Source organism: Nocardia sp. NPDC050799 (genome assembly GCF_040654015.1).
Classification (GTDB): domain Bacteria; phylum Actinomycetota; class Actinomycetes; order Mycobacteriales; family Mycobacteriaceae; genus Nocardia.
In genome coordinates, this window is record NZ_JBFAHF010000011.1 from 194,899 (window position 1) to 214,287 (window position 19,389).

The following is a 19,389-nucleotide window of genomic DNA, read 5'->3' on the forward strand; positions in this document are numbered from 1 at the left end:
CCGGCAGGCACCATTCAGGAGGCAGTAATGGCCAAGAAGAAACCGGTGAAGGACCCGGCCGCGGTCGGGCCCGATCTGACCCTCATCGCGATCTACGTCGGCGGCGCCGTCCTGGGAACCGTATGGGTGGCCCTGCACCTGGGCAATATGCTCTCGCTGCAGAAGCAGGACATGCCGATCAACCCGATCGACATCGTGGCCGGGATGGTGAAGGGCGAGCTGCACTGGCCCACCGGTACGACGGTGATCCTGCTGCTCGTACTGCTCGCGCTGGCCCTTTTCGTGCTGTACCGGCGGCGGGCCACGGCCAGACGGCTGGTGGGCCGCCTCGCCGTGGACGACAAGGCCGATGTGATGGGCAACGGCGGCGCCATCGCCGCGATGACCGAGGCCGGGGTCCGGGAGAAGGCCCAGAACATGGGCGTCCAGCTCGGCTACAACGACGCACCCGGGGTACCGATCGGCGTCGCCGTCGCCGACGGCACGATGCTGTACGGCTCCTATGAGGATCTGCACCTGGACATCTGGGGGCCGCGGCAGGGCAAATCGACCTCCCGGGTCATCCCGGCGATCCTCACCGCCATCGGACCGGTCCTGGCCACCTCCAACAAACGCGATGTGGTGGACGCCACCCGCGATGTCCGCGAGGCCAAGGGCAGCCGCACCTTCGTCTTCGACCCGCAGGGCGTGGCTGCCGAAGAGCCCACCTGGTACTGGAATCCGCTGGCCTGGGTGGACGCGAACAGCGACGGCTGCGAGATGCGGGCAGCTCGCCTGGCCGGTCATTTCGCCGACAGTGACAGCGGTTCCGATTCCCGCAACGACGCCTTCTTCGATCCGGAGGCCGAGGATCTGCTGGCCGGGCTCTTCCTGGCCGCCGCGATCGCGAAGAAGCCGATCACTCAGATCTGGGAATGGGTGACCGATCAGCAGAACATCGAACCGATCAATATCCTGCGCGATGCGAGACACGATTTCTCCGCCTCCGGTCTGGCGGCACAGTACAACGCCGACCCGCGGACCCGCAGCGGTATCTTCGGCACCGCCAAGAAGATGGTGCGCTGCCTGAAACTGCGCAATGTGCACAAGTGGGTCACCCCGCACAGCGAGGAGCGGCACGAGCCGGCCCGGGCCCAGTTCGACGAACTGGAGTTCATCGAGAAGAACGGCACCCTCTACAGCTTGTCGCTGGAGGGCCGCGGTTCGGCGGCCCCGCTGGTGAGCGCGCTCACCGAGGCGGTGATCGATGTGGCCATGCGCAAGGCGTCGCGTTCGGCCTACGGACGCCTGCCGATTCCGCTGCTGGCGGTGCTGGACGAGGCCGCGAACGTGGTCCGGTGGAAGGATCTGCCCAAGCAGTACAGCCATTTCGGCTCGCGCGGCATCGTGGTGATGACCGTGCTGCAGTCCTGGGCGCAGGGCGCGCGCTGCTGGGGCGACGACGGGATGAACGCGCTGTGGTCGGCGGCCAATATCAAGGTGCTCGGCAGCGGTGTGGACGACACCAACTTCCTGCGAGAGCGGTCCGAGGCCATCGGGGAGCACTCCGCCATCTCCGCCTCGGTCTCCGAATCCAAGGGCGGTAAGAGCTATTCGCGGTCGCTGGGTTCCTCCAAGACCTTCACCGTGCAGGCGCTGGCGACGCTGCCGCGCGGCCGGGCCATTGTGTTCTCCTCCGGCGCGCCGCCGGTGCTGGTGCGCACCGTGCCCTGGTGGGAGGGCGACTACGCGGCCGCGGTGAAGAAGTCCATCGAACAGCACGATCCGCAGCGCAAGACCTTGGTCACCGATCTCATCGGTTCCCCCGCGCTGATCAAGGAGAAGCCGGCGGAGCCGGACCACGGCCCGGCGGGCGCGCCGACGATCCTGGACAAGAAGCCGGCGGGAGCACAGACGGAACCGGATAACGGTCCGGGCGGAACACCACCGGGTCCGGAGAACGGGCCGGGAGAGAGGCAGGAGGTTCGACCGCTGTGACCGAGACTTCCCGAGAGCAGCAGATACCGACCTACAAGAACGTGGTGGAGTTCGTCGAGAACTACCTCAGCGTCGTCTATCGGCGGCAGGTCAGCGATCTCAGCGATACCGTGTGGTGCCCGGAGTGGTGGAAGCATACGGAGGCCATCGCGCGCCTGGACGCGATGTGGCGGGCCTGGGAGCATCTGCGGCAGGACGGCGCCACGGGTATGAGCGTCTGGTTCCTCGACCACGCTGACCAGCACATGGCCGTACTCCTCGACCCGAAGGGCCCGTTCAAATATTGCAGCGTGCGCAACGGGCACAAGGACATGCTGGTGCCGCTGCCGCTGACGGCTCCGCCCGACGGAATGTTCAGCGATCCGTTCGACAGTACCGAAGAAGCCGAAGCCCCGGTCCGCTCGGCCGGTAGCGAAGTCAAGAGCTGACGACCCGCCGGCGGCCCCGGATACGGAGAACGCCCGTCCTCCTGGACGGGCGTTCTCGTATTCCGGCCGGAACCGCGGCCTAACGGCTGCGTTCGAGACCGCGGGCGAGTTCCTGCTCCCGGGTGCGCTGGACCGACGGTGCCCGATCGGGCCGGTTGCGCACCGCCTCGCTCGGCGGGGTGGCCTGCCCGACCTCGACCAGCATCCGGGCCGCGGCCAGTTCGGGTGCGACACCGATCTTGGCCAGATGCGCGGCCAGGGCCGCCCGCCGCTCCACCGAGTCGTAGCGCACCGCGTCCGCCGCGCTGCTCACCTGATCGGATTTGTCGGCGAACGAGCTCATCGAGAAGCGGTCCTTCTCCAGCTGGACGCCGCGATAACCGGGCGTTTCCCGATGCGGTACCGCGGTGCCCGGTGGTCCGACCTCCGCGACCGACCGCGAAATGGTCTGGCTCAGGGCGAGATTGCGCGGATCCTTGGCCTTGGCGTCGCGTGCCTCACGGATCTGCAGCTCCCGCGCCTCTTTCACCCGGGCCTCGGTCATCTTGACCCGCATTTCGGCTTCACGCTGACCGCGTTCCCGGGCCTTGAGTGCGACCAATGTCGCGATCTGCAACATCGTCTTCATCATGGCCGCGGTTTCCCGGCCGATGTCGTCCAGTTCCTCGGACATGGCTGCTCCCCGATACTGCGGTGTGCACTATTGGATGTTGTGGTGCCCCAGCGTCACGGACCGGGCCGGCGGATCGGGATCCGCCGGCCCGGTCCGCGGAACCGCCCGGCGAAGGTACGCCCGGCGCGACGCGAACACCGGGAGAACTCGCGAGCGGCTCCCCGGCCCGGAACTGCGGCCGGGAAGCACGACTTGGTCACGCGCACTCCCTTTTTCGAGATTACCCGAGAAATGGGGGCTCAGTCTTCGCAACGCTGCGCCGACCAGCATATATCGCCGGAAACCGAGGTGAGCGGAACGCGCCCGAGGGCGGGGCCGCCGGGATCAGTCGATCCGGACCGAGTTCAGCGTGACCGGCTGCGTGGGTTTACCGTCGCCGGGACCGTTGGATTCGTCCTGGCCCTGACCGGCGATCTTGTCCAGGGTCGCCAGGCCGCCCTCGTCCACGGTGCCGAAGATCGTGTAGTTCGGCGGGAGCATCGAATCGCCGTACACGATGAAGAACTGGCTGCCGTTGGTGCCCGGACCGGCATTGGCCATGGCCAGCACGCCGCGTCCATAACTGATCGGCTGCTGCAGCGCCGGATCGTTCGGCGCGAACTGATCGGTGGGGTACTCGTTGTCGAATTCGTACCCCGGGCCACCGGTGCCGGTGCCGGTCGGGTCACCGCACTGCAGCACCTTGAGGCCCTCACCCTGGGTGAGCCGGTGGCAGCTGGTGCCGTCGAAATAGCCCTGGCCGGCCAGGCTGGCGAAGCTGTTCACCGTGCACGGCGACTCGGCGTTGTTCAGCGTCAGCCCCAGCGGTCCCTGGTTGGAGTCCACGCTGATGCTCAGCGAGGAGTTGCCGTCGCCGGTCTGGATACCCTCCGCGCGGGGCTTCTGCACCGGCTTGGACGCGGGTTCCGCGCTGTCCCGGTAGGCGCAGTTCACGCTGGCCGGTTTGGCGGCCGCGGGCGGGGGCGGGGCCGCGCCCGGCGTGCTGGACAGCGAGGCGTCCGGTGTCTGCGAGGCATTGGAGGCCGTATCGGCGCTCTCGCCGCCGCGGGTCAGAAAGTACACCCCGGTCACCGCGGCGATCACCACGACGACCCCGAGCGCCGATCCGGCGATGGTCAGTTGTTTACGCTTTCGCGCGCGTTCGGCCCGGTTGGCGAGCTGTCGTTCCAGCTTGCGTTTCGCCGCCGCTCGGCGTTGTTCGTTGCTGGGCACTACCACGTTCCTCCCGTGCGGCGGCCGGACCGGCAGGCCCGGCCGGTCGCGGCTGGTCTGTTGCTTCCGGCACTAGAGTCTGCCATCTCCGGCGCCCGGCACCCGGATATCGACCGGACCGGCCGCCTCGGGGCCCGGATTGGGCGGAACCGGTTGGACTCGACCGGGGCGGGTGGGGGAAACTGGTTCACCGTGACCAAGACCAGCAGCTTCTCCGCCCCGAAGGGGGTGCCGGATTACGTTCCGCCCGGTTCGGCCGAGTTCGTCGCGGTACGCGACGGTCTGCTCCGTGCCGCCCGTCTCGCCGGGTACGGGCATATCGAGCTGCCGGTCTTCGAGGACACCGAACTGTTCGCCCGGGGTGTCGGTGAGTCCACCGATGTGGTGAGCAAGGAGATGTTCACCTTCTCCGATCGCAGCGAGCGCAGTGTCACCCTCCGTCCCGAGGGCACCGCCGGGGTGATGCGTGCGGTGATCGAGCACGGCCTCGACCGCGGCCAGTTGCCGGTCAAGCTGAGCTACGCCGGCCCCTTCTTCCGCTACGAGCGGCCGCAGAAGGGCCGGTACCGGCAGTTGCAGCAGGTCGGCGTGGAGGCGATCGGCGTCGACGATCCCGCGCTGGACGCCGAGGTCATCGCGGTCGCCGATGCCGGATTCCGGAGCCTGGGCCTGACCGGGTTCCGGCTGGAGATCACCTCGCTCGGTGACGAGACCTGCCGCCCGCACTACCGCGAGCGGCTGCAGGAGTTCCTGTTCGGACTGGACCTGGACGCCGAGACCCGGCGCCGGGCCGAGATCAACCCGCTGCGTGTGCTCGACGACAAGCGCCCCGAGGTGCGGGAGATGACCGCGACGGCGCCGCTCATGCTCGACCACCTGTCCGAATCCGCGAAGACCCACTTCGACCAGGTCCTCGCGCACCTCGACGCGCTCGGCGTGCCGTATGTCCTGAATCCGCGCATGGTGCGCGGGCTGGACTACTACACGAAGACGACCTTCGAGTTCGTGCACGACGGGTTGGGCGCCCAGTCCGGGATCGGCGGCGGCGGCCGCTACGACGGACTCATGGCCGAGCTGGGCGGGCAGGCCCTGTCCGGAATCGGTTTCGGTCTCGGTGTCGACCGCACGGTCCTGGCGCTGGCCGCCGAGGGCGTCACGGCGGGCGACCCGGCCCGCTGCGAGGTATTCGGTGTCCCGCTCGGCGAGGCCGCCACACAGCGCATGGTGGTCCTGGCCGGTGAACTGCGCGCCGCGGGGGTCCGGGTGGATCTGGCCTACGGCGGCCGCGGGGTGAAAGGCGCCATGAAGGCCGCGGACCGGTCGGGTGCGCGGGTCACACTGATCCTGGGCGATCGCGATCTGGCCGAGGGAACCATCGGGCTGAAGGATATGCAGACCGGCGACCAGCGGCAGATCCCGCTCGACCAGATCGTCGCCACGCTGGCCGCGCAGTAGTCACCGCGGCCGCCGGGGCCGAGGAGTCGCGAAATGCGCGCTGTGCGACGGGTCGTAGTACTGTCCGGTGCGACCCGTCCCCGGACCGAAATGCGCCTGCCGTGACCGATGCACCCCTGCCCGACGACGCCCGGCGAATCGGGCTGGATCTGGTCGCCCCGGAGGTCTACGGTCCGGTGCTGCGACGACTGGCGGTGCTCGCCCTCGCGCTCGCTCTCGCGGTCGGTGTGATCGCCGGACTCCTCTTCGGCCCGCCGGCGGGGCTGGTGGCGGCACTGGTGGTGGCCGTACCGGCCGTGGGCTACGCCCTGGCGGTACCCCGGCGCCGGCTGTGGCTACGCGGGACCTCGCTCAACGCACGCACCCTGCTCGGCACCCGGTCTCTCGATATCGCGGCCGTTACCGGTGTCGAGCTGCTGATATATCCGGGCCGGCTCAGCCGCCTGGCGCTGCGGCTCACCGCCGGCCCCGACCGGCAGGTCGTCCCGCTGGCCATGTACACCGACGCGGGGAGCGGCCGCGAGCTGCATCTGCTGGGACTGCGGCGGTTGGCGGACGCCCTGGTGCACAGTGACCTTCCCGCGGCGCTCGCGGTGGCGGATCTACTCGTCCACCAGTTACGTGCCGAGGCCCGCGACGCGCCGCTTCCGCAGCGGCCGCTGTACCGCGCGGTGACATTGACCCGGGCCAAGGACTATGTCGCTCCGATCGTGCTCACCGACGAGGAGATCGCGACCCTGTACTGACCGCGGGACCGGCGTCGTCCGGCGACCGCCCGCGCGCCGACGAGCCGCTCAGCCCACCGTCCAGGTCTCGGAGCCGGTGAGCAGATTCTGCAGTGAATCTTCGGCCACCGGGAACCGTTCCCGGGCCGCGGCGGTCTGGGCCCGGACTCCGTCGTCATAGGTGGGCCGGTCCACCGCCCGGAAGACACCCGTGACCACATGGTCGAGATCCTGATCGGAGAGCCGGGACAGCGCGTAGGCGTACTCGGGGTCGTCGGTATGCGCGTCGTGCACCACGATCTCGTCGTCGGGAACATTCGCCGCCGGCACCGCGGCGAGACCGAAGCCCCTTCGCACTACGGCGTATTCACCGTGGGCGCCGAACCGTAGCGGTTCACCGTGGCGCAGGCGGATGAGCCGGGATTCGCTGTCCCCACGGCGCAGCACATCGAAGGATCCATCGTTGAAGATCGGGCAGTCCTGGAGGATCTCCACGAAGGAGGTGCCGCGATGTTCGGCGGCGGCGCGCAGTACCTCGTTCAGGCCGGTGCGGTCGGAGTCCAGGGCGCGGGCGGCGAAGGTCGCTTCGGCGCCCAGGGCCACCGACAGGGTGTTGAACGGGTGGTCCACCGAACCCATCGGGGTCGATTTGGTCACCTTGCCCGGTTCCGAGGTGGGGGAGTATTGGCCCTTGGTCAGGCCGTAGATCCGATTGTTGAACAGCAGGATCGTCATATTGACGTTGCGGCGCAGCGCGTGGATCAGATGGTTGCCACCGATGGAGAGGGCGTCACCGTCGCCGGTGACCACCCAGACCGACAGATCCGGGCGGGTCACCGCCAGCCCGGTGGCGATGGCCGGCGCGCGGCCGTGGATGGAGTGGATACCGTAGGCGTCGAGGTAGTAGGGGAAGCGGCTCGAGCAGCCGATCCCGGAGACGAACATCAGGTTTTCCCGGCGCAGGCCGAGGTCGGCCAGGAAGCCGCGCACGGTGGCGAGGATGACATAGTCGCCGCAGCCGGGGCACCAGCGCACCTCCTGGTCGGAGGTGTAGTCCTTGGCCTTCTGCGGGCCGTCGGCCGTCGGCACCCCGGACAGGCCGGAGACCGGTGTGAGCCCGAGCTCGGTACCGGTCAGCGAGGTTTCGACGATGGTCATGATGCGCCCCCGTTCGTGCGATACGTGGCCCGGGCCCGCGCGGCGCGGGCCTTGTCGTGCTCGAGTCCGGCCAGGGTGCCGTCCAGTGCCGCGTCGATGACGCCCACCAGTTCCTGGGCGGAGAACGCCGTACCGGCGACCTTGGTCCACGGTTGGACGTCCACCAGGTACTTCGCGCGTAGCAGCATGGCCAGCTGGCCGCCGTTCATCTCGGGGGCGACCACCGTGGGGTACCGGCGCAGGACCTCGCCCAGATCGGGCGGCAGCGGATTGAGATGCCGCAGATGCAGCTGGGCCACTCGCCCGCCCCGGCGCCGTACCCGCCGGCACGCCTCACCGATCGGTCCGTAGGAACTGCCCCAGCCGACCAGCAGGATCTCGGCAGCGCCATCGGGATCGTTCACCTCGGCCGGCGGTACCGTGATCCCGTCGATCTTGGCCTGCCGCAACCGCACCATCAGATCGTGATTGGCCGGATCGTAGGAGATATCGCCGCTGCCGTCGGCTTTCTCGAGCCCGCCGATCCGATGGGCCCGGCCCGCGGTGCCCGGGACCGCCAGCGGGCGCGCCAGAGTTTCCGGATCGCGGGCATAGGGCAGGTACTCGCCTTCCGCGTCGGTCTCGAAGCCCGGGTCGATGGGATCGAGGCCGGCTACCGACGGGATGGCCCACGGTTCGGATCCGTTGGCGATCGAACCGTCGGACAGCAACAGCACCGGCGTCCGGTAGGTGAGGGCGATCCGCGCGGCCTCCACCGCGGTGGCGAAACAGTCGGCGGGTGAGCGCGGCGCCAGCACGGCCACCGGGGATTCGCCGTTGCGTCCGTACAGGGCCTGCAGCAGGTCGGCCTGCTCGGTCTTGGTGGGCAGCCCGGTCGACGGGCCGCCGCGCTGCACATCGACGATCACCAGCGGGAGCTCGGTCATCACGGCCAACCCGATGGTCTCGCTCTTGAGCGCCAGACCGGGGCCCGAGGTGCTGGTGACCCCCAGCGCGCCACCGAGGGACGCCCCCAGCGCCGCGCCGATCCCGGCGATCTCGTCCTCGGCCTGGAAGGTGGTGACGCCGAAGTTCTTGTGTTTGCTCAGCTCGTGCAGGATATCGGAGGCCGGGGTGATCGGATAGGTCCCCAGGAACACGGGCAGGCCCGCCAGCGAACCGGCCGTGATCAGCCCATATGCCAGTGCTGTGTTACCGGTGATCTGCCGGTAGGTGCCGGTGGGCAGGACCGCCGGGGCGACGCTGTAGGTGGTGGCGAAGGCCTCGGTGGTTTCGCCGTAGTTCCAGCCCGCCCGGAAGGCGAGAACATTGGCCTCGGCGATATCCGGTTTCGCGGCGAACTTTTCCCGCAGGAACTTTTCGGTACCGCCGATGGGGCGTCCGTACATCCAGGACAGCAGGCCCAGCGCGAACATGTTCTTGGCGCGTTGGCCGTCCTTCTTGCCGACTCCGGTGGATTCGGTCGCGGCCAGCGTGAGCGAGGTCATCGGCACCTGGTGGACCACGAACTCGCCGAGGCTGTCGTCGGATAGCGGATCGGCCGCATAGCCGACCTTGGTGAGGTTGCGTTTGGTGAACTCGTCGGTGTTGACGATGACGGTGCCGCCCCGCGGTAACTCGCCCAGATTGGCCTTCAGCGCCGCCGGGTTCATCGCGACCAGCACATCCGGCTGATCGCCGGCCGTGAGAATATCGTGGTCGGCGATCTGGATCTGGAACGACGACACACCCGGCAGCGTCCCCTGCGGTGCCCGGATCTCGGCCGGGAAATTGGGCTGGGTGGCCAGATCGTTGCCGAAGGCCGCCGCCTCGTGGGTGAACCGGTCCCCGGTGAGCTGCATACCGTCGCCCGAGTCGCCCGCGAAACGGATGACGACACGGTCCAATACCGCTGTGCCGGAGTCGTTCCCGGCGGTAGCGGTGTCGGGGCGGCCGATATTGTCGTGGTGCGAAACCATACGCGTGCTTCACTTCCTCGTCGAAATGAGCTGCCGGTCGCCAACCTACCCCGGGGCGGGGTCGCCGCGCCGGAAAAGCACACGGCCGGGTCGGCGGCGGAAGCGGAACGAGGTGTTCCTGCGTCGTGCTTCTGTGGTACCTACCAGGGTAGTGCGCCGGGCGTGCCGGGCCTATAACCTGGAACTCGCCGTTCCGCGGCCGCCCGGAGCACAGGGACGGGGATACCCCCGCGGGGTATCCGGTCAGGCGAAGAGCTCGAGCTGGGGGGCCGCCCGGGGCTCGACAGGGGGTGGGGTGCGGGGTTCGGTTTCGCGTTCGGGGAGCAGACCGTGCTGCTCCAGGAGCGGATCGATGCGTTCGCGCAACCAGCCGGCGTACTCGGGCGCGACCACCGCACCGCGCCGGTACAGCTGGCGGTAACGGCGCAGCAGTGCCGGATGGTGTTCGGCCAGCCAGCCCAGGAACCAGCCCCGGGTGCTGCCGCGCAGGTGCAGGGGCAGCGCGACCGCCGACGCCGCACCGGCCGCGGCCAGTTCACCGAACAACTCGTCGAGCTGGGACCGGCCGTCGGTGAGGTACGGGATCACCGGCGCCACCATGATGTTCACCGCGAAACCGGCGTCACTGCAGGCGCGTACCAGGTCCAGCCGGGCGCGCGGCGACGGGGTGCCCGGTTCCAGTCCGCGATGCAGCTCGGGTTCCAGCAGGGCCAGCGAGATACCGATGTGCACCGGCACCTCCCGCGCGGCCAGGGTGAGCAGCGGCAGATCCCGGTGCAGCAGGGTGCCCTTGGTGAGGAGGGAGAACGGGGTTCCGGAATCGGTAAGGGCGCGGATGATTCCGGGCATCAGCCGGTACCGGCCCTCCGCGCGCTGGTAGGGATCGGTGTTGGTGCCGAGCGCCACCTTCTCCCGGTGCCAGGATCGGCGGGTGAGCTCGCGCCGCAGCACGGCGGCGATATTGGTCTTCACGACGATCTGGGTGTCGAAATCCGTTCCGGCGTCGAGGTCCAGGTACTCGTGCGAACCGCGCGCGAAGCAGTAGCGGCAGGCGTGCGAACAACCACGCATCGGATTGACCGTCCACCGGAACGGCAGATTCGATTCGTCGGGAACCTTGTTCAGCGCACTCTTGCAGAGCACTTCGTGAAAGGTGATCCCGTCGAATTCGGGAGTCTGTACGGTGCGGGCGAATCCGGCCCGGTCCAGCCCGGGCAGCGCGCCGTCGTCGGCGTCCAGGGTTTGGTTCTGCCACCGCACCGGACCAGTCGAACACGCGTTCTATGCGCTGTCAAGCAGTCGGGGTGAAATCCGGCAGCGGGGCGTGCGGGTCGGCGAAGAAGGCGACCAGGTCGCGTACCGTGTCGCCGATGGGGCGCGGTCGGTAGCCGAGTTCCCGGGTGGCCTTGCCGTGGTCGACCAATGGCGCCGAGACCAGCGCGCCGAGCGCGGCCTTGGAGACGATATCGGTGCCGAGCCGTTTACCGATCGGCTCCATCACGGGGATGAGACCGGAGACCAGTTTCGGGGAGATGGAGAAGCGCGGTCCCTTCTTCCCGCCGTGCCGCGCGGCCATCCGGCACAGGTCGAGCATGGAGATCATCTCGCCGCCGATCAGATAGTTCTCCCCGGTCCGGCCGTGCTCACCGGCCAGAACGAGACCGCGCGCGACATCGCGGACGTCCACCAGGTCGAAACCGCCGTCGATCATGGCCGGGATGCGGCCGCGCGCGGCGTCGCGCAACGAGCGGTTGATGCGCGACAGCGGGGTGCCGTGATCGGCCGGCCCGAAAACTCCGGTGGGATTGCAGATCACCGCGTCCAGACCGGCCTCGACCACTGTGCGCAGTGCGATCTCGCCGGCCCATTTGGAGCGGTCGTACACCGGCAGGTCCGGGTCGGTGGACCGCGGCGTCGTCTCGTCGATGTTGCCGCCGCAGCTGTACTGGTCGAAGGCATGGATCGAGCTGGCGTGCACCAACCGCCGTACTCCGACGGCATGGGCGGCCTCGGCGACCACGCGAACGCCCTCGGTGTTCACCCGCCAGGCCAGATCGTGCTTGTCGGCGAGGGTGATCACGGCGACCAGGTGGTAGACGATCTCGGCGCCGTCGAGTGCGGCGCGCATGGATTCGGGGTCCAAGACGTCGGCGCTCACCCAGGAGATGTTCGCCGCGCCGGGCTGCCGGGGTGTCACCCGGTCGATGGCGACGATCTCGTCACCCCGCTCGGCGAGCAACGGGAGCAGATTCGTACCCAAGTAGCCGGCGGCGCCGGTCACTGCGACCTTCATGGAGACGAGAATATAGAACTTGTTCTAATTTGCAACAGGTTCTAGTTTTGCGGTTCCGTCGCGTCTCGTGTGCGGCAGGTCGAGTGGGCTATATTCGGGCGGCAACCATTTGGTGCCGCAAGGGGTGCGCGTCGTTGCGGTATACGACACGTTCCACGCGGTGGCCACGATGATGTTCACGAAGAATCAGGGGGGAGCTCGATGAGTAATCTCTCGGTAGCGACCGAAGCGCTGCGGGCGTTCGGAATCACGAATTCCGGAATCGGGACCGAGATCGCGGCAGCCGGCAATATCGACGCCGTGGCCAATGTGGCCGCGCTGACACCGGTTTTCGGTTTGATCGGTGCCGACTATCTGGCCATGTTCGCCGCCGCCCAGGTGCTGCAGGCGCGCGATATCAACGATCTGTCGGCCAAATACCAGAAACTGTCGGAGGCCGCCTTCACCTCCGCGTTCAACTACGACACCACCGACGACGGTACGGCCGGTGTGCTCGGCGCGGCCGGGGGTGGCCTGTGAAACCGCTCGACACCACCGCCTCGGCGGGCCTCATCGCCCCCGAGCTCCAGCAGGGGGTGCCGGCCGTCCCCGTCACAGTTCCGGAAACCGCCGGGCCGGCGGCCGCACCGGACCCGGCCGCCGCCATCCAAGATGTTCCGCTCGCTCAGCTGCCCGAGGGTGAGCTGCCGGTGGACGCACCGGAATTCGTGCTCTCGCGGCGGATCTCCGACGACGCACCGCAGACCGGCGTACCCGCGGCGGGGCTGCCCGGGTTGTCCGGGCCGGGCGGGGAGCCGGCCGGCGCGCAGGACATCCTTTCCGGTGCGGCCGAGGAGGCCTCCGCTCAGGCGAACGAGCTGCTGGGGGTCGTCAACGAGGCCGCGGCGCCGGTGCTGGAAACCGCCGAGGGCGTGCTGGGGCAGGTCCTGAACACGGCCGCCGGCGGTGGCGTCCCCTCCGGTGCCGGCGCCGCCGCGGCCGGAGCCACACCGGCGGCAGCCGCTCCGGCGCTGCCCGCCGATCCGGTGGGAGCATTGCTCGGCGGCGCGGCCCTGCCCGCCCTACCCGGTATCGATGTGCTGTTCCAGCCCATCCGCGACCTGCTGAGCAGTTTCGGCACCGGGGTCATCGGAGCCCTGGACCCGACCGCGATCCTGAGCCAGTCCTCCCAGATCATCGAGGTGGCCATGAGCGTGGGCAAGAGCAGCCTGACCGCCATGGGCCAGGTCTGGGAGAGCGACGCCGCGCAGACCGCGCAGACCGCCGGGCAGGAGGCCAACAACTCCGGACTCCAGACCAGTCAGCGCGGTATCGATATCGCCGCCCTCACCCAGGCCGCCGCCGCGGTCGTACAACAGGGCAATGCCCAGCTCAATACCATCGCGACGTCATTTCTGGGACAGGCGGTCGCACTTGCCCCGGTGGTCATGACGCCGCCCGCCCAGACCGCCCTCATCGCCTCGGCGACCGAGCATCTGGGGCAGGCCGTGATCGTGGCCAACGGCACCCGCGGTGATCTCGCCGGGAAGACGGCGGAGCTGGGCGGAATGGTGCAGAACCTGCTCGGCGTGGACCCGCAGAAGGCCGCCGCGGCCGCGCAGAGTGTGGCCCAGAGTGTCGGTGAACCGATCATGCAACAGGCGCAGAGCATGACCTCCGATACCTCGGCACTCGAATCGGCACTGGGCTCCGGCGACGATCCCGCCGCCACCACCCTGGCCGGCCTGAACTCCGGGAGCCCGAGCACCACGCACGGCAGTCCCGGACTCACCACGGGAAGCCCCGGCCTGTCCACCGGTTCGCCCGGTGGAACCCCGGGTTCGCCCTCGCTGCCCGGAGTACCCGGAGCGAGCCAGACACCGCTGACGGGTGTGGTCCGTCCCGGTCTGCCGGTGACGGGTATGCCCTCCGCCGCCACCACACCCGCGTCGAGTTCGTTCATGGGTTCGCCGGGCGGCGCCGCGGGGCAGCAGCGCAACAACGACGACGAACACTCCCGCACGGTCGATCCCTACCGGAGTCCCACCGGTAACGACGATCTCACCGGGCCGCTCGGCGAATCCGCGCCGGAGGTCATCGGCGCGGTGGACGCCGATGAGGACGCGGGCTACGACAACCAATTCTGAGCCGGCCGTCCCGGCGGGTCAGCGCAGGCCCGCCGGGTTGCTCAGATCGCCGGCCGAATAGGTGTCGCAGGCCGCCACCTCGCCGGTGCGATATCCGGTGAGGAACCACTTCTGGCGTTGATCGGAGGCGCCGTGCGTCCACGCCTCCGGGTTCACCCGGCCCGTCGCGGCTTCCTGGATCCGGTCGTCACCGACCGCGGCAGCGGCCGACAGGGCGTCCTTGATATCGGTATCGGCCAGCGGCATCAGCAGCGGTGTGTCCGATCCCGGCGCGGGTGTCTTGTCCGCGTAGTGGGCCCAGATACCCCCGTAGCAGTCGGCCTGCAGTTCGGTGCGCACCGCGCCGGACTCCGGGCCGCGGGGATCCTGCTGCGCCCGGCCGATATCGCCGAGCAGGTTCTGGATGTGGTGGCCAACCTCGTGCGCCACCACGTACTCCTGGGCGAGCGGCCCACCGCTCGCACCGAACCGGTCCACCAGTTCCTGGAAGAAACCGATATCGAAATAGGCGGTCCGGTCGCCGGGGCAGTAGAACGGGCCCACGTCACTGCTGGCGTACCCGCAGCCGGTGGAAATGCCACCGGTGAACAGGCGGATACCGGGTTCGGTGTAGGCGACACCGGTTTGTCCGGGCAGTTCCGCCGACCAGACCGAGTCCAGGCTCTGTGCGGTGAGCACCACCCGGCAGTCCACGTACTTGTTGGCATCGGCGCCGGTCCGGCAGTGCTCGGGAGTACCAGCGGTCTCCCCGGTGCTCTGCTGCGTATCCTCGACCCCGGTGAACTGGCCCAGCATCGAGCCCGGATCCCCACCCAGCAGCAGGGCCAGCACCAGAACGATCAGGCCGCCGGCGCCGCCGCCGAGGGCGATTTTCCCGCCCCGGCCCGGCCCCGGGCCCGATGAGGCGCGACCGGGGTCGATCTGTGATCCCTCGTCGAAGGTCATGGCTGATCCCGTCTGTGAACGTGTCCACTGCGGCGTGCTCGGGTGCTCGCAATATATCCGTTTACGTCCGCTCGGCGGGGCCCACTACGATGGCAACCGCATCCGGAGGCCGTCCCGGTGTGCTCCGACCGTCGAAAGGAATACCGTGCTGCGCACCCACTTGGCCGGTTCATTGCGAAGTGAACAGGCCGGTCAGACCGTGACCCTCTCCGGTTGGGTGGCACGTCGGCGGGACCACGGTGGCGTGATCTTCATCGATCTGCGTGATGCGTCCGGGGTGGCGCAGGCCGTGTTCCGCGAAGGTCCGGCGGCGGAGCAGGCGCACCGGTTGCGCGCGGAATACTGCGTGCGGATCGTCGGCGTGGTGGAACAGCGGCCCGCGGGCAACGAGAACCCGGAACTCCCGACCGGTGCGGTCGAGGTCGATGTCAAGGAACTCGAAGTGCTCAACGAGAGCGCGCCGCTGCCGTTCCAGCTCGACGAACAGCCCGGTGAGGAGGCCCGGCTCCGGTACCGCTACCTGGACCTGCGCCGCGAGGGCCCCGCCCATGCCATTCGGCTGCGGTCCAAGGTGAACGCCACCGCCCGCGCGGTGCTGGCCCGGCACGAGTTCGTCGAGGTCGAAACTCCGACGCTCACCCGTTCGACCCCCGAGGGTGCCCGCGACTTCCTGGTGCCCGCCCGGCTGCAACCAGGTAACTTCTACGCCCTGCCGCAGAGCCCGCAGCTGTTCAAGCAGTTGCTCATGGTGGGCGGTATCGAACGCTACTTCCAGATCGCGCGCTGCTATCGCGACGAGGACTTCCGCGCCGACCGCCAGCCCGAGTTCACCCAGCTCGACCTGGAGATGAGCTTCGTCCGGCAGGAGGATGTCCTCCTGCTGGCCGAGGACATCCTGGTGGCGCTGTGGGAACTCGTCGGTTACCGGATTCCCACGCCGATCCCGCATATGACCTATGCCGAGGCGATGCGGCGGTTCGGCAGCGACAAACCGGACCTCCGCTTCGGGGTCGAGATCACCGAGTGCACCGAATACTTCGCGAACACCCCGTTCCGGGTGTTCCAGGCACCCTACGTCGGTGCGGTCGTCATGCCGGGCGGCGCGAGCCAGCCGCGGCGTCAGCTCGACGCCTGGCAGGACTGGGCCAAACAGCGCGGCGCCAAGGGCCTGGCCTATGTACTGGTCGGCGAGGACGGGACCCTCACCGGGCCGGTGGCCAAGAACCTCACCGAGGACGAACGCGCGGGCCTGGCCGCGCACGTGGGCGCCGAACCGGGTGACTGTGTGTTCTTCGCCGCCGGGCCCGCCAAGGCGCAGCGGGCACTGCTGGGTGCGGCCCGCTCCGAGATCGCGCACCGGGTGGGGCTGATCGACGAGAACGCCTGGTCGTTCGTATGGATCGTGGACGCCCCGCTGTTCGAACCGGCCGCCGACGCCACCGCCGGCGGCGATGTCGCGCTCGGACATTCGGCGTGGACGGCGGTGCATCACGCGTTCACCTCGCCGAAGCCGGAATCGCTAGACACCTTCGACACCGATCCCGGCGCCGCGCTGGCCTACGCCTACGACATCGTCTGCAACGGCAACGAGATCGGCGGCGGCAGTATTCGTATCCATCGCAAGGACGTGCAGGAGCGCGTGTTCAAGGTGATGGGGATCAGCGAAGCCGAAGCGCAGGAGAAGTTCGGCTTCCTGCTGGACGCGTTCGCCTTCGGAGCCCCACCGCACGGCGGTATCGCCTTCGGCTGGGACCGCATCGTCGCACTGCTGGCCGGCCTGGACTCCATCCGCGAGGTGATCGCCTTCCCGAAGACCGGTGGCGGGGTCGACCCGCTCACCGACGCGCCGGCGCCGATCACCGCCGTGCAGCGCAAGGAAGCGGGTCTGGACGCCGCACCCCAGCCCAAGGGGAAGGGGTCGGAGAGCAACGGCGCGGTGCAGGCCGCGGCCCCGGCCGGTGGCAGCGCCTAGGCTCCCGCTACACGGGTGACACCGGGCCCCCGGTGAGCGTGCGATACGCGTAGGTGACCGCGATCGCCGCCACCGGGCCCGCGGCCAGCAGGCCGAGCCCGCAGGCCAGCAGACCGAGTGCCGTGACCACGACCACCGTGAGCACCAGGAGCAGCACCCGTACCGGGTCCCGTAGCACCAGCAGGAAGCTGGACTTGATGGCCTCCACCGGGCTCTGTCCCTGTTCGACGGCGAAGTGCAGCGAGAACATACAGCCGATCCCCACCGCGATCCCCGGGAGCAGGCACAGCGCGGAGGCCAGGGTGGTCGCGAGGAAGGCGAGCAGCGCGGTCAGGAACGCGTTCGCCATACTGCCCAGGTAGAAGTAGGAACCGAAACCCGGCCGGTAACCGTCGGTTTCGTACAGTGCCCCCCGCACCATGGCGGCTTGCAGCAGCCACAACCCGGCCATGACGGCGGCGAATATCACGAACAGGCCGAGCGCCGAGCGCGGCTCCACCACCCGGACGACCAGACAGACCAGCAGATAGATGATCAGGCCGAGCGAGGTGACCGCGACCCACGGCCCCGGGTTGCGCTTGAACTTCTCCAAGCCGTAGCTGAGCGCGTGGCCGATATCGAGCCGACCCGGGATCCCGGTGCCGTAGGCCTGGTAGCCGTAGGTCCGGGTGTTCGGGTCCGGTCCCGTGCCGGTCGGCCCATACACCGGCCGACCGGGGACACTGCCGGGCTCCGCGGTGCCATGCGGTGTGGTGCCCGCGGGCCCCGGAGCGCCGGCCCCGGCGGCATCGGGCGGTGTGCTGTCGCGCGGCGCACCGGACGTCTCGTCCATGATGCCCTGCCGGGTCGCGGGTGATTTGCCCGCCGGTGGTGGGGCGCCGGGGAGCGGAGTGTCGCTGCTCACCACGGCACTGCCGCCCTGGGGCGCGGCGGCGGGCCGCGGGCCGCCGGGGGCGGAGGGCTGCTCACCTGCCGGATCGCCGGGAGAGACCGGGGCGGAACGCGGTGTGTCGGTCACGCTGGCATACCTTTCGACGCAGCTGGTTTCCGGTGTGGCGCACAGCAGTTCAGATCGAGAAAACCCGACCGGCACAGCGGTGTCAAGCAGGCCGGTCAGGCGGCGGGGAGCGCGGCGGACACGCCGAACGACACGGAAAGGTTGTCCAACCGCTCGCTAGAAGTGACCGAATGCGAGTAACTTGAGATGCGATGACTGCACTACTGGCCGAACGAGCCACCGAAGTCGTATCCGCAGCACAGCAGTTGCTCACAAAGCGAATGGGTGCTCCGGTGAAGCTGAGCGACCCCACCGAACTCAGCGGCAGTGGACGGACGACCGTCCTCCGCGTCCGGGTCGCCGAAAACGCTTTCTCGCTACCCCGCACCCTGATCATCAAGCAGGTGCGCGGGTCGGTGTCGGACCCGAAGAACGTGACCATCACCCCGGGTGTCGCGAGCGTCGATTCGGCCTTCCTCCGGGAGGCGGTGTCCTACCAGTTCACCACCGCGCTGAGCCGCGGGGAACGCCCCGGTGCCTATCTGATCGCGCACAGTTTGCCCGACCGGTTGCTCGTCCTCAGCGATCTCGGGGAGAACACCAAACTCACCGATGTGCTGAGCTCCGGGATCGAACCGGCCACCCGCAATGCCATGATGGCGTTCGCGCAGGCGCTCGGCCGGATGCACGCCGCCACGGTGGGCCGTGAGCCCGATTTCGTGGCACTGCTGCGCCGTGTCGATGTCCTGCACCGGGTCGACGGAATCGCCCAGCAGGCCGAGGCTGCGGTCGCGGAGATGCCCGCGCTGCTGCTGCGCGAACTCGGTATGGAGGTCCCCGACGAGGTGAGCGAACAGATCGCGCACGGCGTGCGCCTGTTCACCGGCGGCCGGTTCCGGGCGTTCAGCCCGTCGGACCTGTGCCCCGACAATGTGATCCTCAACGAAGAAGGCGCCCGGATCCTCGACTACGAGTGGGGTGGATTCCGGGACGCCACCCTCGATATCGCCTACGCACTGGTCTCCTTCCCCGGATGCCTCTGCGATATCGAACTCTCCCGCGAGCGCGCCCTGCAGATGGTGGAGGCGTGGCGCGCCGAAGTGGTGGGCGTCTGGCCGGCCCTCGCCGACGACGCGCTGCTCGCGGACAAGATCCTCGAAGCCCGGCTGATCTGGGTATGGCTGAGCACCTACTGGTTCCTGCCGGCCGAACACGCGCGTATCGCCGCCGCCCGCGAACACGGCCTGTCGGTGCCGCGCTCGGATGCGCTGCTCAACCGGTGGGCCGGTGTGGCCGAGGACGCACGGTGCCTCGGCAACGATGCCGTCGGCGATTTCGCCGAGGTCGTCTGCGCGGTCCTCGACGAACACTTCAGCTGAACCAGATGCTGACCCATGTGCGCGTGCAGCCGAAATCGGGGCGGGAGGCCACCGAGGCATTCCTGCAGGGCACCGGCGATGTGCTGATCAG

General features: G+C 68.9%; 16 protein-coding genes. 8 read left to right on the forward strand and 8 right to left on the reverse strand.

Features of this window, described 5'->3' with window-relative positions:
• Positions 1-27 precede the first annotated feature (27 nt).
• The gene (locus tag AB0H42_RS14370) at positions 28-1,977 is read left to right on the forward strand and encodes a TraM recognition domain-containing protein (RefSeq protein WP_357055041.1); all 1,950 of its coding nucleotides are present in this window, start codon (positions 28-30) and stop codon (positions 1,975-1,977) included.
• Positions 1,974-2,405: a DUF4913 domain-containing protein gene (locus AB0H42_RS14375; protein WP_357055043.1), complete on the forward strand. Its 432-nt coding sequence runs from the start codon at positions 1,974-1,976 to the stop codon at positions 2,403-2,405. Before AB0H42_RS14370 ends, AB0H42_RS14375 begins: the two co-directional genes overlap by 4 nt.
• A gap of 79 nt (positions 2,406-2,484) precedes the next feature.
• On the opposite strand, the gene AB0H42_RS14380 is transcribed toward AB0H42_RS14375, so the two are convergent.
• Positions 2,485-3,078 carry a hypothetical protein gene (locus AB0H42_RS14380; protein WP_357055046.1) on the reverse strand — a complete coding sequence of 198 codons (594 nt, stop codon included), beginning with the start codon at positions 3,076-3,078 and terminating at the stop codon, positions 2,485-2,487.
• Between the two features lie 324 nt (positions 3,079-3,402).
• The gene (locus AB0H42_RS14385) at positions 3,403-4,290 is read right to left on the reverse strand and encodes a peptidylprolyl isomerase (RefSeq protein ID WP_357055049.1); all 888 of its coding nucleotides are present in this window, start codon (positions 4,288-4,290) and stop codon (positions 3,403-3,405) included.
• Between the two features lie 192 nt (positions 4,291-4,482).
• On the opposite strand from AB0H42_RS14385, the gene hisS reads away from it, so the two are divergent.
• Positions 4,483-5,745 carry a histidine--tRNA ligase gene (hisS, locus tag AB0H42_RS14390; RefSeq protein ID WP_357055052.1) on the forward strand — a complete coding sequence of 421 codons (1,263 nt, stop codon included), beginning with the start codon at positions 4,483-4,485 and terminating at the stop codon, positions 5,743-5,745.
• Between the two features lie 101 nt (positions 5,746-5,846).
• Entirely contained in the window at positions 5,847-6,491 is a 645-nt protein-coding gene (locus AB0H42_RS14395; protein WP_357055055.1) for a hypothetical protein, read from the forward strand.
• A gap of 48 nt (positions 6,492-6,539) precedes the next feature.
• Here the strand turns inward: AB0H42_RS14395 and AB0H42_RS14400 are convergent, their stop codons facing one another.
• The 4 genes from AB0H42_RS14400 to AB0H42_RS14415 form a co-directional block, all read right to left on the reverse strand.
• Entirely contained in the window at positions 6,540-7,628 is a 1,089-nt protein-coding gene (locus AB0H42_RS14400; RefSeq protein ID WP_357055058.1) for a 2-oxoacid:ferredoxin oxidoreductase subunit beta, read from the reverse strand.
• The gene (locus AB0H42_RS14405; RefSeq protein WP_357055061.1) at positions 7,625-9,586 is read right to left on the reverse strand and encodes a 2-oxoacid:acceptor oxidoreductase subunit alpha; all 1,962 of its coding nucleotides are present in this window, start codon (positions 9,584-9,586) and stop codon (positions 7,625-7,627) included. The genes AB0H42_RS14400 and AB0H42_RS14405 overlap by 4 nt, the downstream gene beginning before the upstream one ends.
• 243 nt (positions 9,587-9,829) lie before the next feature.
• A complete protein-coding gene (locus AB0H42_RS14410; RefSeq protein WP_357055065.1) occupies positions 9,830-10,846 on the reverse strand; it encodes an Rv2578c family radical SAM protein in 1,017 nt (338 codons plus the stop codon).
• A 31-nt stretch (positions 10,847-10,877) separates the two neighbouring features.
• Positions 10,878-11,879, reverse strand: coding sequence for an NAD-dependent epimerase/dehydratase family protein (locus AB0H42_RS14415; protein WP_357055068.1), 1,002 nt, complete (start codon positions 11,877-11,879; stop codon positions 10,878-10,880).
• Positions 11,880-12,080: 201 nt separating this feature from the next.
• Here AB0H42_RS14415 and AB0H42_RS14420 point away from each other — a divergent pair, with 201 nt between their 5' ends.
• Together AB0H42_RS14420 and AB0H42_RS14425 are read left to right on the forward strand one after the other, a co-directional pair.
• Positions 12,081-12,398, forward strand: coding sequence for a type VII secretion target (locus AB0H42_RS14420; RefSeq protein WP_357055071.1), 318 nt, complete (start codon positions 12,081-12,083; stop codon positions 12,396-12,398).
• The gene (locus AB0H42_RS14425) at positions 12,395-14,005 is read left to right on the forward strand and encodes a hypothetical protein (protein ID WP_357055074.1); all 1,611 of its coding nucleotides are present in this window, start codon (positions 12,395-12,397) and stop codon (positions 14,003-14,005) included. Before AB0H42_RS14420 ends, AB0H42_RS14425 begins: the two co-directional genes overlap by 4 nt.
• Before the next feature lie 18 nt (positions 14,006-14,023).
• On the opposite strand, the gene AB0H42_RS14430 is transcribed toward AB0H42_RS14425, so the two are convergent.
• On the reverse strand, positions 14,024-14,950 hold the full coding sequence (locus tag AB0H42_RS14430; RefSeq protein ID WP_357055077.1) for a neutral zinc metallopeptidase: 927 nt from the start codon (positions 14,948-14,950) through the stop codon (positions 14,024-14,026).
• A 145-nt stretch (positions 14,951-15,095) separates the two neighbouring features.
• Between AB0H42_RS14430 and aspS the strand changes: the two genes are divergently transcribed.
• Positions 15,096-16,922 (forward strand): aspartate--tRNA ligase, encoded by a 1,827-nt coding sequence (gene aspS / locus AB0H42_RS14435; protein WP_357055080.1) that lies wholly within the window; start codon positions 15,096-15,098, stop codon positions 16,920-16,922.
• A gap of 7 nt (positions 16,923-16,929) precedes the next feature.
• Here aspS and AB0H42_RS14440 read toward each other — a convergent pair whose 3' ends face one another.
• Positions 16,930-17,940, reverse strand: coding sequence for a hypothetical protein (locus AB0H42_RS14440; protein WP_357055083.1), 1,011 nt, complete (start codon positions 17,938-17,940; stop codon positions 16,930-16,932).
• A gap of 191 nt (positions 17,941-18,131) precedes the next feature.
• Here AB0H42_RS14440 and AB0H42_RS14445 point away from each other — a divergent pair, with 191 nt between their 5' ends.
• Entirely contained in the window at positions 18,132-19,298 is a 1,167-nt protein-coding gene (locus AB0H42_RS14445; RefSeq protein WP_357055086.1) for a kinase, read from the forward strand.
• The last annotated feature ends 91 nt before the right edge of the window (positions 19,299-19,389 follow it).

Coding starts and splice junctions, on each gene's coding strand:
- AB0H42_RS14380 (WP_357055046.1), bottom strand. CDS start 3,078: ATGTCCGAGGAACTGGACGACATCGGCCGGGAAACCGCGGCCATGATG.
- AB0H42_RS14400 (WP_357055058.1), bottom strand. CDS start 7,628: ATGACCATCGTCGAAACCTCGCTGACCGGTACCGAGCTCGGGCTCACA.
- AB0H42_RS14420 (WP_357055071.1), top strand. CDS start 12,081: ATGAGTAATCTCTCGGTAGCGACCGAAGCGCTGCGGGCGTTCGGAATC.
- AB0H42_RS14405 (WP_357055061.1), bottom strand. CDS start 9,586: ATGGTTTCGCACCACGACAATATCGGCCGCCCCGACACCGCTACCGCC.
- AB0H42_RS14370 (WP_357055041.1), top strand. CDS start 28: ATGGCCAAGAAGAAACCGGTGAAGGACCCGGCCGCGGTCGGGCCCGAT.
- AB0H42_RS14445 (WP_357055086.1), top strand. CDS start 18,132: ATGACTGCACTACTGGCCGAACGAGCCACCGAAGTCGTATCCGCAGCA.
- AB0H42_RS14430 (WP_357055077.1), bottom strand. CDS start 14,950: ATGACCTTCGACGAGGGATCACAGATCGACCCCGGTCGCGCCTCATCG.
- AB0H42_RS14415 (WP_357055068.1), bottom strand. CDS start 11,879: ATGAAGGTCGCAGTGACCGGCGCCGCCGGCTACTTGGGTACGAATCTG.